14 protein-coding genes are annotated in these 16113 nt (G+C 70.3%); 5 read left to right on the top strand and 9 right to left on the bottom strand.

Going from position 1 to position 16113, the window contains the following annotated elements; translation table 11 throughout:
- Positions 1-4: 4 nt before the first annotated feature.
- Positions 5-1138, top strand: a complete 1134-nt coding sequence (locus DQ384_RS25045; protein ID WP_245966762.1) for a D-alanyl-D-alanine carboxypeptidase family protein — start codon at positions 5-7, stop codon at positions 1136-1138.
- 4 nt (positions 1139-1142) lie between these two features.
- Here the strand turns inward: DQ384_RS25045 and DQ384_RS25040 are convergent, their stop codons facing one another.
- From DQ384_RS25040 to DQ384_RS25030, 3 genes are all read right to left on the bottom strand, one after another.
- Positions 1143-2084 (bottom strand): YihY/virulence factor BrkB family protein, encoded by a 942-nt coding sequence (locus DQ384_RS25040; RefSeq protein WP_245966761.1) that lies wholly within the window; start codon positions 2082-2084, stop codon positions 1143-1145.
- 128 nt (positions 2085-2212) lie between these two features.
- Positions 2213-3217: a tryptophan--tRNA ligase gene (gene trpS, locus DQ384_RS25035; RefSeq protein WP_114031331.1), complete on the bottom strand. Its 1005-nt coding sequence runs from the start codon at positions 3215-3217 to the stop codon at positions 2213-2215.
- A gap of 156 nt (positions 3218-3373) precedes the next feature.
- Positions 3374-4687 (bottom strand): hemolysin family protein, encoded by a 1314-nt coding sequence (locus DQ384_RS25030; RefSeq protein WP_114031330.1) that lies wholly within the window; start codon positions 4685-4687, stop codon positions 3374-3376.
- A 154-nt stretch (positions 4688-4841) separates the two neighbouring features.
- Here DQ384_RS25030 and galE point away from each other — a divergent pair, with 154 nt between their 5' ends.
- Both galE and DQ384_RS25020 read left to right on the top strand, forming a co-directional pair.
- Positions 4842-5804, top strand: coding sequence for a UDP-glucose 4-epimerase GalE (gene galE / locus DQ384_RS25025; protein WP_114031329.1), 963 nt, complete (start codon positions 4842-4844; stop codon positions 5802-5804).
- 125 nt (positions 5805-5929) lie between these two features.
- Positions 5930-6322 (top strand): hypothetical protein, encoded by a 393-nt coding sequence (locus DQ384_RS25020; RefSeq protein WP_114031328.1) that lies wholly within the window; start codon positions 5930-5932, stop codon positions 6320-6322.
- A gap of 45 nt (positions 6323-6367) precedes the next feature.
- On the opposite strand, the gene DQ384_RS25015 is transcribed toward DQ384_RS25020, so the two are convergent.
- The 5 genes from DQ384_RS25015 to DQ384_RS24995 form a co-directional block, all read right to left on the bottom strand.
- On the bottom strand, positions 6368-7240 hold the full coding sequence (locus tag DQ384_RS25015; RefSeq protein WP_114031327.1) for a COG1361 family protein: 873 nt from the start codon (positions 7238-7240) through the stop codon (positions 6368-6370).
- A gap of 205 nt (positions 7241-7445) precedes the next feature.
- Entirely contained in the window at positions 7446-9359 is a 1914-nt protein-coding gene (locus tag DQ384_RS25010; RefSeq protein WP_114031326.1) for a serine/threonine-protein kinase, read from the bottom strand.
- 210 nt (positions 9360-9569) lie between these two features.
- Positions 9570-10787 (bottom strand): NADP-dependent isocitrate dehydrogenase, encoded by a 1218-nt coding sequence (locus tag DQ384_RS25005; protein WP_114031325.1) that lies wholly within the window; start codon positions 10785-10787, stop codon positions 9570-9572.
- Positions 10788-10887: 100 nt separating this feature from the next.
- On the bottom strand, positions 10888-11172 hold the full coding sequence (locus DQ384_RS25000; RefSeq protein WP_147268886.1) for a DUF3017 domain-containing protein: 285 nt from the start codon (positions 11170-11172) through the stop codon (positions 10888-10890).
- Complete coding sequence (locus tag DQ384_RS24995) at positions 11159-12280, bottom strand: citrate/2-methylcitrate synthase (protein WP_114031323.1); 1122 nt, start codon at positions 12278-12280, stop codon at positions 11159-11161. Before DQ384_RS24995 ends, DQ384_RS25000 begins: the two co-directional genes overlap by 14 nt.
- Positions 12281-12462: 182 nt before the next feature.
- Between DQ384_RS24995 and DQ384_RS24990 the strand changes: the two genes are divergently transcribed.
- Both DQ384_RS24990 and DQ384_RS24985 read left to right on the top strand, forming a co-directional pair.
- Complete coding sequence (locus tag DQ384_RS24990) at positions 12463-13110, top strand: FHA domain-containing protein (protein WP_114031322.1); 648 nt, start codon at positions 12463-12465, stop codon at positions 13108-13110.
- 154 nt (positions 13111-13264) lie between these two features.
- Positions 13265-13870, top strand: a complete 606-nt coding sequence (locus DQ384_RS24985; RefSeq protein ID WP_245966760.1) for a Uma2 family endonuclease — start codon at positions 13265-13267, stop codon at positions 13868-13870.
- Positions 13871-13951: 81 nt separating this feature from the next.
- On the opposite strand, the gene DQ384_RS24980 is transcribed toward DQ384_RS24985, so the two are convergent.
- A complete protein-coding gene (locus tag DQ384_RS24980; protein ID WP_245966759.1) occupies positions 13952-15361 on the bottom strand; it encodes a multicopper oxidase family protein in 1410 nt (469 codons plus the stop codon).
- Positions 15362-16113: the final 752 nt, after the last annotated feature.

Here is a 16113-nt window from a genome sequence, read left to right as displayed (position 1 = left end):
GGGGATGAAGCACGTAGCAGTAGCGACCACGCTCATCGGGGGACTCGCGTTCGTCACCCCGGTCCAGGCGCGCGCGGCGTCCGACGACGGCGCGCCCATCGGGGGCGTCATGCTGGGACAGCGGGGCGTCGTGGTCGGCACGGGCGCCAAGCCGCTGCCCAAGAGCGAGGCGTCCTCCTTCCTGGTCGCCGACGCCGACACCGGCCAGATCCTCGCCGCCAAGGACCCGCACGGGCGTCACGCGCCCGCCAGTACCCTGAAGATCCTCACGGCCGTCACCCTCATCCCCCGCCTGGACAAAAACAAGATCATCAAGCCGAGCCAGGACGCGTGCAACGTCGAGGGCAGCGCCGTCGGCCTCACCCCGAACAAGATCTACAAGGTCCACGACCTGCTCCGCGCGCTCATGATGGTCTCGGGCAACGACGCCGCCGTGGCGCTCGCCGAGGCCAACGGCGGCCTCGCGCGCACCCTCGCCGACATGAACGCCGAGGCCAAGCGGCTCCAGGCCCTCGACACCGTCGCCAAGACGCCGAACGGCCTGGACCAGCCCGGCCAGAGCAGTTCGGCCTACGACCTCGCGCTGATCGCCCGCGCGGGGCTCGCCAGCGCCGACTTCCGCGAGTACGTCGGCACCAAGATCGCCAAGTTCCCCGCGCCCGAGGGCAAGCACTACGAGATCGCCAACCACAACAGGCTGCTCGGCAAGTACCCCGGCATGATCGGCGTCAAGAACGGCTACACGACCAAGGCGCTGGGCAGCTTCGTCGGCGCCGCCCGCCGCGACGGCCACACGATCATCGTCTCGGTCATGCGCCACGAGGGGTCGTTCTGGGGTGAGGTCCAGGAACTGCTCGACTGGGGCTTCGCCGCGCGCGGCAACGTACAGCCCGTCGGCACGCTGGTCGCCCCCGTCCCGAAGGTCAAGCCCACCAAGCCCGTGGGCGGCCCCGCCAGGGTGGCTCCGGCGCCCGCCAGGCCCGTCGAGGCCGCGCACGACTCCCCGGTCGTGGGCATCGGGGCGCTGGTAGTCGCGGTCGGGCTGCTCGGCGGCGTCGCCTGGGTCGTGTACGGCGTGCGCCGGCGCTCCCGGCCGGGAGCGGGCCCCCGTCCCGGCGACGAGGGCGTGGCCCCCTGACGCGTCACACGTACCCGCTGGCCGGGGCCGGCGTGGGCTCGGGCGGCGGGGCGCCATCGGCGGTGGACGTCCACGCCGCGACGTACAGCGCCCAGCGCACGGACAGGTTGATCCAGATGAGCAGGCCGACGACCACCGCGAAGGCCCCGTAGATCGGGTTGGACAGCGTGTGCGCGAGCAGGAGCGACGCGACCTGCTTGAGCACGCCGAAGCCGATCGCGCCCAGCAGGGCGCCCTTGAGCAGGTACCGCCACGGCTTACGGATCCTGGCCAGCCAGGCCAGGATGATCAGGAACACCAGCATGTCCGCGCCGACGCCGAGCAGCACACCGGCCGTCCGCACCAGCACGGTCGCGAGCAGCGAGCCCTGCGCGCCGAACCAGCCGAGGACCGTCCCCGTGGCCTGCACGGCGAAGCCGCCCACCAGCACCGACAGCACGAGCGTGAGGCCGATCATCAGCAGCGCCGCGAGATCGCGCAGCCGGGCCACGAACCAGTTCATCGGGGGCTCGCAGCTCACGCAGATCTCGTGCAGGGCGTCGCGCAGCGCGTCCACGGCCCCGATGCCCGCGTAGGCCAGGCCCAGCAGGCCGATGAGCCCGGCGCCTGCGCGGGCCTCGGCGAGCCGCTTGATCTGGAGCTGGCCGGCCAGCCCGGGAAGCTGCCGGTTGACGGCGGCCTCCAGGGTGCTCAGCGCGTGCGGGTTCACCGCGAGGAAGTACCCGAACACGGCGAAGGCCAGCGCCATGAGCGGGAAGAACGACAGGAACGCGAAGTACGTCACCGCGCCCGCCAGCCGGTCGCCCCGCAGGCTCTGGTAGCGGTGGAACGTGCGGATCAGATGGTCGAGCCAGGGCCAGCGGACGCGCAACAGCTCCGTCCGGATCCTGCCCCACTCTTTGACGGCGTCGACGCGCCGCATGAGCCGGGCCCACACGCTTCCCATCCTGGCCACCTACCCAGCAGGCGTACGGTATGCGGACAGGCATCGTCATGGAACGAGGAAGAAATGCGGCCCCGGACCTTCAAGACGTTCCTGCCCAAGAACGTCATGAAGGCCGCGAGAAGATCGGCTCAGAGCTGGGGAAGGAACCCGACGCGCTCGCGTACCGCCTCCATGGTCTGGCGCGCGATCGCCGAGGCGCGGCGGGCGCCGACGGCGAGCAGCCGGTCGAGCTCGGCCTCGTCCGCCAGGAGCTTCTCGGTGCGCTCGCGGATCGGCGCGAAGGCGTCGACGACGACCTCGGCGACGTCCTTCTTGAACGTGCCGTAGCCCTGGCCCGCGTACCGCTTCTCGAGATCGGCGATCGAGGTGCCGGTCAGCACCGACTGGATGCGCAGCAGGTTGGTGACGCCCGGCTTGTTCTCCTCGTCGGCGACCACCTCGGACCCGGTGTCGGTCACCGCGCGCATGATCTTCTTGCGCAGCGGGCCCGGCTCCTCCAGCACGTCCAGGATGCCCTGCGGGCTGGAGGACGACTTGGACATCTTGGCCAGCGGGTCCTGGAGGTCGGCGATGCGCTCGACCTCCTTCAGGATGTAGGGCGCCGGGACGGTGAACGTCTCGCCGTACCGGCTGTTGAACCGCTGGGCGAGGTCGCGGGTGAGCTCGATGTGCTGCTTCTGGTCCGCGCCCACCGGCACCTGGTCGGCCTGGTAGATCAGGATGTCGGCCGCCTGGAGGATCGGATAGGTGAACAGGCCCACCCCGGCGGAGCTCTCGCCGTACTTGGCCGACTTGTCCTTGAACTGCGTCATGCGGGCGGCCTCGCCCATTCCGGTCTGGCAGATGAGGATCCAGGCCAGCTCGCTGTGCTCACGGATGTGGCTCTGCACGAACAGCGTGCTGCGCTCGGGGTCGATGCCGGCGGCGAAGAGCTGGGCGGCCGAGACGCGGGTGCGGCGCCGCAGCTCGGCGGGCGCGGGGTGCACCGTGATCGCGTGCAGGTCGGCGATGAAGATGAAGTTTTCGTGGGTCTCCTGCATCTCGACCCACTGACGCACGGCACCGAGGAAGTTGCCGAGGTGGAAGGAGTCGGCGGTGGGCTGGATGCCGGAGAGAACACGAGGTCTGGCCATAGCACACAATTGTGTCAGGATCCGGGGGCGCCGTGTGACGCGGACGGCACCCCCGACACGGTCTGTGCGGCCGATGCGGCCGGCACGGTCGGCACGGTCGGCACGGTCGCGGTGGGCACCGTCCGCACGGTCGGCGCACGCCGGGGTCGCGGTTCCTCAGCCGTCGGCGGGCTCCGGTGAGTCGGCGGGCACCATCCGTCTGATCACCCGCACCCGGGCCACCCGGCGGCCGTCCATCTCGGTGACCACCAGCGTGTACCCGGGCCCCTCCACCCGCTCCCCCGTCTCGGGCAGGCGGCCGAGCGCGGCCATGATGTAGCCGCCGAGCGTCTCGTACGGCCCTTCCTGGAGCCGGATGCCGGTCTCGCCCGCGAAGTCCTCCAGGTTGGTCAGGCCCTCGATCTCGATCTCGCCCGCCACGAGGCGCACGGACTGCCCGTCGGCGTCGTACTCGTCGCGGATGTCGCCGGTGAGCTGCTCGACCAGGTCCTCCATGGTGACGATGCCGGCGGTGCCGCCGTACTCGTCCACGACGATGGCCAGGTGCTGCCCGTCGTCGCGCATCTCGGTGAGCGTGGCCAGCACCCGCTTGCTGGCGGGCAGCAGCTTGACCGGCCTGATCGGCACCAGCTCGCTGATCGGCTCGATGCGCCCGGTGAGCACCGGGTCCAGCAGGTCGCGGACGTGGACGAACCCGACGATGTCATCGTAGGAGTCGCGGTAGACGGGGAAGCGGGAGTGCGGCATGGCCGCGGCCAGGATCGCGGCCTCGGCGAGGGGCGTGTCGGCGGCCATGAACTCCACCTCGGTGCGCGGCAGCATCACCTCGCGCAGGTGGCGCTTGCCCGCGGTGAAGACCTCGTCGATGAGGTCCCGCTCGTCCTTGGTGAGCTCCTGGTGGCCGACGACCATGTCGCGCAGTTCCTCGGTCGTCATCGCGGCGCGGTCGGCGTGGGGGTTGCCGCCGAGCAGCCGCACGATGCCGTCGGTCGACTTGGACAACACCCAGATCACCGGCCGGGATAGCGCGGCCATGCGGTCCAGGAAGGGCGCCACCAGCAGGGACAGCCCTTCGGCGCGCTGGCGGGCGAAGCGCTTGGGGGCGAGCTCGCCGAGCACGAGCGTGACGTAGGAGATGGCGAGGGTGACCACGACCAGCGACAGCGGGCGCGCGGTGGGCGCGGGCAGCCAGGACCCGGTCAGGAGCGGTTCGAGCTGCCCCGCGAGGGTGTCCGCGCCGACGGCGGCGGACAGGACGGTGGCGACGGTCATGCCGATCTGCACGGCGGACAGGAAGCGGTTGGGGTCGCGGGCCAGCTTGGCGACGCGCGCGCCGCGCCGCCCCTCTTCCGCCAGCCTGCGGACCTGGCTCTCACGCAGCGAGACCATGGCCATCTCGGCCGCCGCGAAGAACCCGCCGATCAGCACGAAGACCAGGACGAGAACGATATTAGCCGCGACGTTGTGCACGTCGATCGATGTCCGTTCACACGAGACTCACATGATGATCTGTCAGCGTACCCGCTGGAGCCCCTGCCGCCCGTGTCCGGAGGTGCGTAAGCTGACCAATGGCCATACACTTTCAAACATCATCAAACATAATCAAACGGGAAGGACCAGACACGTGAAGTTGCTCGTCACCGGGGGCGCGGGCTACATCGGAAGCGCCGTGGCCGCCCAGCTCGTCGAGGCAGGTCACGAGGTTACCGTCCTGGACGACCTCTCCACCGGTCACGCCGACGCGGTCCCGCCCGGCGCGTCCTTCGTCGAGGGCTCGATCACCGAGGCGGGCAAGGTGCTCTCCCCCGCCTTCGACGGCGTGCTGCACTTCGCCGCGCGGTCGCTGGTCGGCGAGTCGGTGCAGAAGCCCGGCCTCTACTGGGAGGGCAACCTCGGCGGCGCGCTGGCCCTGCTGGACGCCATGCGCGAGAACGGCGTGCGGCGCATGGTCTTCTCCTCCACCGCGGCCACCTACGGCGAGCCCGAGAGCACGCCCATCGTCGAGACCGCGCCCACCCGCCCGACCAACCCCTACGGCGCCTCCAAGCTCGCGGTCGACACGACGCTGACGGCGTACGCGGGCCTGCACGACCTCGGGGCCGTCAGCCTGCGCTACTTCAACGTGGCCGGCGCCCACACCGCCGCCGACGGGCGCGTGTACGCCGAGCGGCACGCCGTCGAGACGCACCTCATCCCGAACGTGCTCGCCGTCGCGCTCGGCCGGCGTCCCTCGGTGAGCGTCTTCGGCACCGACTACCCCACCCCTGACGGCACCTGCGTGCGGGACTACATCCACATCACCGACCTGGCGCGGGCCCACCTGCTGGCCCTGGACGCCTGCCGTCCCGGCACGCACACCGTCTACAACCTCGGCAGCGGCACGGGCTTCTCGGTGCGGGAGGTGCTGGAGGTCTGCCGCGAGGTGACCGGGCACGCGATCCCCGCCGAGTTGGCCGAGCGCCGTCCCGGCGACCCCGCCGTGCTCGTGGCGTCCTCCGAGCGCATCCGGCGCGAGCTGGGCTGGGAGGCCGAGCACACCGGCCTGCGCACCATCGTCACCGACGCCTGGTCCGCCCTCACCCGCTGACCAGGTGGTTGCGAAAGCAAATCACTCCGCGCGAACCCGGCATTCCGGTGCGCGAACTGTGATGGGGTTCCCCCGTGATCCCCGCAGGACGACGCTTCCCACCCGTCGCGACGAAGGCCGGGCTCGTGGCCCTCATCCTCCTCGGCGCGGGGCTGGCCGCCGCGGGCGCGGTGTTCGCCACGGCTCGGCCGCCCGTCCAGACGGGCGGCCAGTCCTGCTCGTACTCCCCCGTACCGTACAGGGCTCCGTCGGACCACCCGTCGAGCTACCCATCGAGCTACCCATCGGGGTACCCGCCCGGCTACCCGCCTCCCGGGTATCCGCCGCCTCCGCCCCCGGGCTACCCGCCACCCCCGGGCTACCCGCCGCCGGGGTATCCCCCACCGTGGCCGCCGCCCGGCTATCCGCCGCCGCCTCCGTGGTACACGTACCCGCCTCCCACCTACCCCGGGTACCCGCCGCCGTCCAAGGCGCCGGTGTCGCCGGTCGCCCCGGTGTCCTCCCCGTCCCCGGCATAGGGCGGACGGCTCGACAAGGGCGAACCCGCGTAGCGCGCGGACGGGTCAGCCGCGGCCCAGGGAGACCCGCATGCGGGCCTGGTTGTTGTCCGGCCGCCGGTCCCCGAGCCGCGCCGAGTAGACCGTCGCCTCCGTGGCCACCTCGCCCGTCCCGCGGCGCGGCACCCGGAACACCAGGCTGAGCGTCCCGCCCGCCCCCGACCTGATCGGGCGCAGCGCGCAGCCGACCTTCCCGTGCCGCGCGGAGCAACGTCCGCCCCGGGCCGACAGGAACCGCGCCCCGCGCTCGGTGAAGTACACCCGCGCGTCGCGCACCTGACGCGGGCCCTTGTTGCTCACGGCGGCCCTGACCGTGAAGCGCTGCCCCGGCCGGGCCTTGCCGTGGGCGGGCGAGAGGCGCACGGCCAGGTCGGCGCCCTCGTCGACCTGCGTGACGGCCTCGGCGCGGTTGTCGGCCTCGTTCTCGTCGACCACCTCGGAGGACAGGACGGCGGACGCGCGCAGCGGCCCCCGGGCGCCCGGCCGGACCAGCCCGAGTACGGTCACCGCGCCGGTGCCGCCCGCCCGGACGTCCACGGGTGAGGGGCACACCACCTCGTTCCTGACGTGCCTGGACGTCCCCGGCCGGCAGCTCGCGACGTTCACCGCGGCGATCTCGACCTCGGCCGGCATCCTGATCGTGAGCAGGGGCAGGACGGCGTCCCCCGGCCCGGCGTTGCGCACCCGCACCTCGTACGACAGCCACTGCCCCGGCTGGGCGACGCGCGGGGAGGCGGTCATGCGCACCGAAAGGTCGGCTCCTCCCCAGATGCGGGACACGTGCCGGGACGAGGTGTTCACCACCACCGGGGCCGCGGTGACCCCGGTGACGAGGAAGAGGACGAGACCGGCGGCGACTCCCGTCGAGAACAGACCCATTGCTGTGCGACCCCCAAGCGTTCGTGGTCAATTCAACGCCGTGGGGCTCGCGCCCCGCCCGCCCGACACGCGTCTCCCCGTCCAGGTCAACCCCACAGGAGGGCAAAGTTCGCGCACCGCCTCCGTCCGGGCGAGGGAGATCGTCCCCGCCGCCAGGGCCGCCGAGGCCGGCGGGACCGAGGCCTCCGGCCCCGCCGGCGGGTGATCAGCCGCAGCTCACCGGCGCGGGCATCGTCGTCTCGGGCGTGAAGCGCACCTTGGAGAAGTACTTCCTGAGCAGCGCCTTGGCCGTCCCGTCGGCGTAGAACCGGGCGATGGCGCCCCGGACGGCCTTGCACGTCCGCGTGTCCCCCCGCTTGATCGCCACGGCGTACCGCTCGTCGGAGAGCCTGGCGCCGAGCACTCGGTACCGGATGTTCTCGCGGTCGGCGAAGCCCGCCAGCAGCAGGTCGTCTCCGGGGACGGCGTCGACCTTGCCCTCTTTGAGCATGTTCATGCAGTCGGCGTAGGTGTGGGCGGACACCAGCCGCACCTTGACCTCGTCCTGCACCATGCCGATCGAGACGTTCGTCGCGGGGGCGCAGAGGTTGCGGCCCTTGAGGTCCTCGATCTTGGTATAGGGGTCCCCGTCACGGACCAGCACGTCCACGTGCGCGGTGTAGTACGGCCCGGCGAAGGTCACCCGGTCGTCGTCGTTGACCGAGTAGGTCGCGATCACGAGGTCGGCCTCGCCGGCCTCCAGCATCGGCACCCGCCGGTCCGTGCTGGACTCGCGGAAGGTGACGCCGCTCGCGGGGACGCCGAGCTGGCGGGCGATGTAGGTGCCGAGCTCGACCTCGAACCCGCGCCAGGCGCCGCCGTCGCTGAGCGCGATCCCGGGCAGCAGGTTGCGCATGGCGATGGTCAGCTTGTGCGTCTCGGCCGCCTTGTCCACGACCGAGGAGAAGGTCCGGGGCGTCGTCGGGACGACGGCGGGCGTGCTCGCCTTCGTCGTGGTCTTCGACGGGCCCGGGACGGTCAGGCCCAGCTCGGGCCCCCATCGCCGTACGGCCATGGCGCCGCCGCCCGCCAGGACTGCCACCGCGACCGCCGCGGCGACCCACCGCCCGGCGCGCGACCGCTTCGGCGGCTCCTGTCGTGGCGTGACGTCCACCCGCTCCGGCGGCGGTGGGGCCGAGCCGCCGTTCCCCACCGTGTCCCGTGACGTCCCCCGCCGGGCCCACACGCCCGACAGCAGCGTGCGCCCGGCCGTCTCGCGGGCGGCCAGCTCGGCGCCCTGGCTCAGGACGGCGGTGGACGCGCCGGCCTCCTCGGGGTGGCCGAGGAGGCGCAGCAGGATGCGGTCGGCCGTCGGGCGCTCGGCGGGCGTCTTGCTCAGGCAGGAGCGCACCACGCCGCGCAGCGGGTCGGGCAGGGCGCTGACGTCGACGTCGTGGTTGAGCACGCGGTTCAGCACCACGGCGATCGAGTTGCCGCCGAACGGCACCTCGCCGGTGGCCGCGAACGCGATCGTCGCCGCCCAGGCGAAGACGTCGGCGGCCGGGCCGACCTCGCCGCCCGAGATCTGCTCGGGCGCCATGTAGGCGGGCGTGCCGACGGCCCTGCTGGTGATCGTCCCCGTCGAGTCGAGGATGCGGGCGATGCCGAAGTCCACCACGCGCGGCCCGTCGGCGGCCATCAGCACGTTGTCGGGCTTGAAGTCGCGGTGCACGATGCCCGCGTGGTGGATGGCCGTCAGCGCCGTCGCCGTGCCCACCGCGAGCCGCTCCAGCGCGCTGCCCGAGATCGGGCCCGAGGTCTCGACGGTGTCGCGCAGCGACCGGCCGTCGATGTACTCGCTGGCGATGTACGGGGTGTCGCCGTCCAGATCGGCGGCGAGGACGCGGGCCGTGCAGAACGAGGCCACCCGCTCGGCGGCCTTGAGCTCGCGCGCGAAGCGCGACCTGGCCGTGCGGTCGCCGCTGAACTTGACGTGCAGCAGCTTGACCGCCGCACGCTCACCCGCGGCGTCCTCGCCCAGGTAGACGACCCCCTGACCGCCTTCCCCGATGCGCCCCGCGAGTTCGAAAGGGCCCAGCTGCCGGGGGTCTCCCCGTTCGAGCGGCCCGATTTCCGGCATTCCCCGTCCCGTTGTTTTCGTCAAGTGTCGACCATGAGAACTTTACGACCCCTTGGTGGCTTTACAGGGGGCCGAGACCACGCCGTGACCTCGCGTGTCGTCCCGCCGAGATACCGGCCGAGATATGGGGGTCACCAGGGCGGTCCGGAGACGCCAAGGGCCGCCCGCCGGTACGCCGGCGGGCGGCCCTTCACGCGGTGGCCCGGAAGGTCAGCCGGCCATCTTCTTCTTGAGGTTCTCGTCCAGCGCGGCCAGGAAGTCCTGGGTGGTGAGCCACTTGGCGTCGCCGCCCACGAGCAGGGCGAGGTCCTTGGTCATCTGACCGCCCTCGACGGTCTCGACGCAGACCTGCTCCAGCGCCTCGGCGAACGCGGTCACCTCGGGCTGGTCGTCCAGCTTGCCCCGGTGGGCGAGGCCGCGGGTCCAGGCGAAGATCGAGGCGATCGGGTTGGTGGAGGTCGGGTTGCCCTTCTGGTGCTCGCGGTAGTGGCGCGTGACCGTGCCGTGCGCGGCCTCGGCCTCGACCGTGCGGCCGTCGGGGGACATGAGGACCGAGGTCATCAGGCCGAGCGACCCGAAGCCCTGGGCGACGGTGTCGGACTGCACGTCACCGTCGTAGTTCTTGCAGGCCCAGACGTAGCCGCCCTCCCACTTGAGCGAGGCGGCGACCATGTCGTCGATCAGCCGGTGCTCGTAGGTGATGCCGGCGGCCTCGAACTCGGCCTTGAACTCGGTCTCGAAGACCTCGGCGAAGATGTCCTTGAACCGGCCGTCGTAGGCCTTGAGGATCGTGTTCTTCGTCGAGAGGTAGACCGGGTAGTTGCGGGCCAGGCCGTACCGCATGGAGGCGCGGGCGAAGTCGCGGATCGACTCGTCCAGGTTGTACATCGCCAGCGCGACGCCGGAGCCGGGGAAGTCGTAGACGTCCAGCTCGATGGGCTCGGAGCCGTCCTTGGGGGTGAACGTCAGGGTCAGCGTGCCCTCGCCCGGGATCTTGAGGTCGGTGGCGCGGTACTGGTCGCCGAAGGCGTGACGGCCGACGACGATCGGCTTGGTCCAGCCGGGCACGAGCCTCGGCACGTTCGACATGATGATCGGCTCGCGGAAGATGACGCCGCCGAGGATGTTGCGGATGGTGCCGTTCGGCGACCGCCACATCTTCTTGAGGCCGAACTCCTCGACCCGCGCCTCGTCCGGGGTGATGGTGGCGCACTTCACCCCCACGCCGTACTGCTTGATGGCGTTCGCGGCGTCGATCGTCACCTGGTCGTCGGTCGCGTCGCGGTGCTCGATCCCCAGGTCGTAGTACTTGAGGTCGACGTCGAGGTAGGGCAGGATCAACTGGTCCTTGATGAACTTCCAGATGATCCGGGTCATCTCGTCGCCGTCGAGTTCGACGACGGGACCCGCTACCTTGATCTTGGGCATGCTTGGGGTTCCCCTTCTCACAACTTCTTACGACTAGGCCGGCCAACCGGTCTTTCGTGGAGACACGCCGGTTGAGGCTACCGGACCGGGCAAATCCGGCTTACTGCCTACCCATGATCCACTGCACGGCGACACTGACGGCGACCACGCCAAGCGCGAGGCCGAGGACGCCGGAGATCACGGCGTCGGTGCGCCTGCTGCGCACGGCGAGCAGGTTGTCGCCCTCACCGGGGACGATCAACCGCAGGACGGCGCCCGCGAGCACCGAACAGGCCACGATCAACGAGCCCGCCCACGCGGGCAGGCCCATCGCGATCGCGCCGAGGCCGAAGGCCGCACCCAGCACTGTGAGCAGGTACGGCCCCCATGCCTTACCGTTCGTCAATCGGTGTCCACTTCTGGTCACGCTCTCCGATGTACTCGCTGTCCGGGCGGATCAGCCGGTTGTCGGCGTGCTGCTCGATCACGTGAGCCGTCCAGCCGGACATCCTGCTGACCGAGAACACCGGAGTGAACAGGTCCGTCGGTATGCCGAGGTAGTGGTAGACCGTCGCCGCGTAGAAATCGACGTTCGGGTACAGCCCCTTCTCCGCGAAGACGACCTCTTCCATCTCCTTCGACATCCGATAGTAGGTGTCGTCCCCGCTCGCCTCGGACAACTCGCGCGACATCTTGCGCAGGTGAGTCGCCCGCGGGTCCTCGGTCTTGTAGACCCGGTGGCCGAATCCCATGATCTTCTCGCCGCGCGACAGCTTCTCGCGCACGGCCGCGGCCACGCCGCCTGCGGGGATGCTCTCCAGCGTGCGCATCACCTGCTCGTTGGCGCCGCCGTGCAGCGGGCCCTTCAGCGTGCCGATCGCCGCCACGATCGCCGAGTGCATGTCCGACAGCGTCGCCGCGCAGACGCGGGCGGCGAAGGTGGACGCGTTCATGGTGTGGTCGGCGTGCAGGACGAGGCACGCGTCGAAGATCTCGACCGCGCGCGGGTCCGGGTCCTGGCCGGTGATCTGCATCAGGAAGTTCGCCGCGATGCTCATCGACGGGTCCGCTTCCCGGGGGGTGACACCGGTGCGCGCGCCGTGGTACCGCGCGACGAGCAGGGGCTGCTGTGCCGTCAGGCGCGCCGCCTTGCGCAGGTTGGCGTCGGCCGCGTTGGAGTCCTTGTCGGCGTCCTCGGCTCCGGCCAGGGACACCAGGGTGCGCAGCGCCTCCATGGGCGCCTGCTTCTCGGCGATCTCGGCGATGTTGGCCTGGACGAGATCTCCCAGCGCCCGACCCCGGACGAGTTCCGCCCCGTAGTCGGCGAGCTGCTTACGCGTGGGGAGCGTGCCGTGCTGGAGCAGGTGCGCGGTCTCTTCGAAGCTCGTACGCCCGGCTAGGTCGTGGATGTCGTAGCCGCGGTAGAAGAGGCGACCGGCTTTGCCGTCGATGTCGCTCAGCGCTGTGGACGCGGCGACGACATCGGCGAGACCTTTGGTGGGGTTGTCCGCCATGTGTTGTTTCCTCCGCTTATCTTCGTCCGAAGTCTACCTGTGAGCAGGTAAAACCGGCCGAGGAGGTCCAGACCAATTTCTGCATTGATTCTCGTTATGGCAAAGGCGATTCCCCAACCCCTCGTTTGGGTAAGCCGGAGCTGTAGCGGAAGTAACGGCGGGCTACCTGGGGAGGAACTGCCGTGGAGGGGCCGTTCATACGCGTCGAGGACACCGGTGAGGTCGTCCCGTTGCGCCCCGAAGTGACGACGATCGGCCGAGGCCGAGGCGTCGACGTCAGGCTGGCCGATCCGAGCGTGTCACGGTTGCACGCCGAGTTCGTCCGCCGTGGACCTTACCTTTATGTCGTTGACCTGGGCCTGTCCCGCAACGGCACACGGGTGAACGGCAGGCCGATCGCCCGGAGGGTCCTTGACGACGGCGACGTCGTGTCCTTCGGCGCCGCCCGGTGCAGGGTGGGCGGCGTGCCCAGGGAGGACTTCGCGCCCGAGGTCGAGCTGCGCCGGGCCGCCGCGCCCGAGCTCACCCGGCGCGAGGTCGACGTGCTGACGTCCCTGTGCCGCCCCGCGCTGTCGGACGAGGCCTTCGTGGCGCCGGCGACCGCGCGCGAGATCGCCGACGACCTCGTGGTGACCGAGGCCGCAGTCAAGCAGCACCTGCTGCGCCTGTACCAGAAGTTCCGCATCCCGGAGGGCATCAACCGCCGCACCCGGCTGGCCAACGAGGTCGTCGCCCTCGGCCTGGTCCGCCCGACCCCGGTGGTCCCCCCGCAACGCACCGCGGGCCCCGGCGAGTCCCCCCCGCAGACGGCGGGCCGCCGCGCCTCGTAGCTCCGGGCGTTCCGGGCCTCGTGGTGATCTTCACGGCGACGCCCGGGACCCGAGCGCGACGGAGGGGCCGTACCGTGATCGGCCGATCGCGTTCCGTCGCCCCGGTACGGGGAAAGTCACCTGGAGAAGCGGGTGCGATTGCTACCGTGAAGCCATGACAGTCCAGGTCCGGAGCGAAATCATGACAGACCCCCAGCTTCCCGACTGGCTGATTCCGCCGCCAGAGGGGTTCAAGGCGGAAGACCTCGATCACTTTCCGGATTTGCCTGCACACACAGAGTTGATCGATGGAAGCTTGGTCCTTGTGAGCCCGCAAGCTTCCTTCCATGCGCTGATCACCACGATTCTCGAAGTAGGACTGCGCAGGTACGTACCGTCCGAGTTCCGCGTCCGCCGCGAGATGAGTGTCATCCTCGGACCAAGGCAACGTCCAGAACCGGACATCACCATAATCCGCGCCAGCGCCGATCTAGGGCTCCGCGTCACGGCCTACCGGGCGTCCGATGTCCTGCTCGCCGTCGAGGTCGTCAGCCCGGAGTCGGAAGTACGTGACCGCCAGCGCAAGCCCACCCTGTACGCCGAGGCCGGGATCCCTCACTTCTGGCGAGTCGAAGAGGACGCGGGTTCGGCGATCGTCTACACCTACGAACTGGACCGGGCCACGGGCGCCTACGGAGAGCCGGGCGTCTACCAGGACAAGCTGCAACTCTCCGACCCGTTCGAGATCGACATCGACCTGACCGAGATCGAAAGACTCTGAACGAGGCGCCGACGGCGAGGGTGTGAACGGCCGGCTCGGTGGCCGTTGGACGCACCGAGCCGGCCGTGTCGGCCGCGTGGGTCAGGGGACGATCTCCATCTGGGCCATCATGCCGAGGGTGGAGTGTTCCAGATAGTGGCAGTGGTAGGCGTAGCGGCCGAGGTAGTCGGTGAAGGTCGCCTGGACGCGGGCGGTGCTGTTCGGGGGTAGCTCGATCGTGTCCTTGAGACCGGCGTCCTGGGGCAAGGGAGCTCCGCCGTTGCGGGCCAGCACCCGGAACTGCACCAGGTGCATGTGGAAGGTGTGGGGGATGCCGAACGCGCTGTCGCCGTTGGAGACGTTCCAGATCTCGGTGCTGCCGCGCTTGACCGTGAAGTCCGACCGGTTCGGGTCGTAGGCCAGGCCGTTGACCAGTCCCACGGGCGCGCCGCTGAAGAAGTCGAAGCTCAGCCGCACGTCCCGCTCCACCGTGGCGGCCGGCATGGGCGGCAGCGGCCGCAGCGTGTTCGGCACGCGGCTGTTGTCCGAAGCCCGTGAGGTCACGTCGAACCGCAGCACCGGGGTCCCGCTGGTGGCGTCGGTCATGACGATTTGTGTGCCGATCGCGAAACGGGAGAAGTCGATCACGATGTCCGCCCGTTGCGCCGTGCCCAGCACCAGCTCGGTCAGCGGCAGCGGCGCGGGCAGCAGGCCGCCGTCGGAGCCGATCTGCTTCATCTCCACGCCGCCGAGGCCGAGGCGGAAGGTGTACTCGCTGGCGACGCTGAGCAGCCGGAACCGGTACTTGCGCGCCGCGACCGGGAAGTACGGCTGCGGCCTGCCGTTGGCGAGGATCGTCGCCCGGTCGAACGGGCTGCCGAACACCAGCGCGCCGGCGTCGTCGAACTGGGCGTTGCGCAGGAGGATCGGCACGTCATAGTCACCCTCGGGCAGGCGCAGGTGCCGCTCGGCCGGGTCGTCGATGACGTACATGCCGTGCAGGCCGCGGTAGACGTGCTCGGCCTCCATGTGGTGACTGTGGTCGTGGTACCACAGCGTGGCGCCCTGCTGGCTGTTCGGGTAGTTGTACGCCCGCATCCGCCCGGGGTCGATCACGTCCATCGGGTGGCCGTCGTCGGCCGCCGCGACGTGCCCGCCGTGCAGGTGGACGTTCGCCGCCATGTCGAGCTGGTTCACGAACACGACCTTGGCCGCCCGCCCGGTCCTGGCGCGGATCGTCGGGCCGATGAAGGAGCCGCCGAAGGTCAGCACCGGGGTCCTCACCCCGGGCAGGATGTCCGCGTTCGCCGGCTTGATCGGGATCGTGTACAGGTCGAGGCCGCCGGCCGACATCATCGGCTGCGCGACCGGCGGGATCGGCATCCGTACCGAGAAGGGTGTCACCGCCGCCCGCGTCCCCGCCCGCGCCCGGCGGGGGATCAGGTCCTGCCTGCCCCGCGGTATCGCCGGATCGTCGGCGAGCGCCGGGAGCTTGGTGAACGGAAGCACCATGGCCCCGCCCGTGATCGCCCCCAAGGCAAGCAAGCGTCGTCGATTGAACATGTCTTCCCCGTCTCCCCTGGCAACGTGACAGCCTGTGCGCTCTCCCCGACAGGCCGCCGAAGACTCTCCGGGGGGATCAGAGAATAGGAAAGACCTCCTATGACCGGACTGGCAAGTACTTTCCCGAAATTTCCGGCATGCTCGGTCACGTCCGAGCCCCCAGAACACGGACGGTCGCGGCCCCGTCGCAGTTCACAGCGCGGCGCCGCGCTGACGCTCCGACGGCCGCGACCGCCTCAGATCTCCGAAACCCCGGATCGGCCCCCGTCTCGGAGAGCGATGACGACCTCACACATCCGAGGAATTGACAGTTCCGGTCAGGAGACGATCTCCACGTCGTCGATTCAGCATCGATTTTTCCGAGTCACGTGACGGCCCCGAGCGGGCTCCCTGACTGCACGCCGAACAGACCCCGGGGAAACAGCATCAGGAAAATCTTGCATCGACGCCCCGCCGCGTCTTCTTCCACATGCCCGGCCGTACCGCGAGGCCTTTCACCCCGGACGTCGCGCCTGTGCACGGTGACCGAAAACGACGGCCATGACACGTGAGCCGCCGCGACGCGCGGCTTCGCTGCTAGCGGACACGCCGTTCTCCAGTTGAGCGGCCAGATTTCTCCCGGCTGGTGGCCATCAAAATTCCTGGTGTGGTCACCGGAAATCCCGGTGAGTGGCCAGGTCGATCTCCCGGTGGATGGTCAG

The sequence above is a fragment of the Sphaerisporangium album genome, from assembly GCF_003323745.1.
Taxonomy (GTDB): Bacteria; Actinomycetota; Actinomycetes; order Streptosporangiales; family Streptosporangiaceae; genus Sphaerisporangium; species Sphaerisporangium album.
This window is presented reverse-complemented; position numbering and strand designations above follow the sequence as displayed.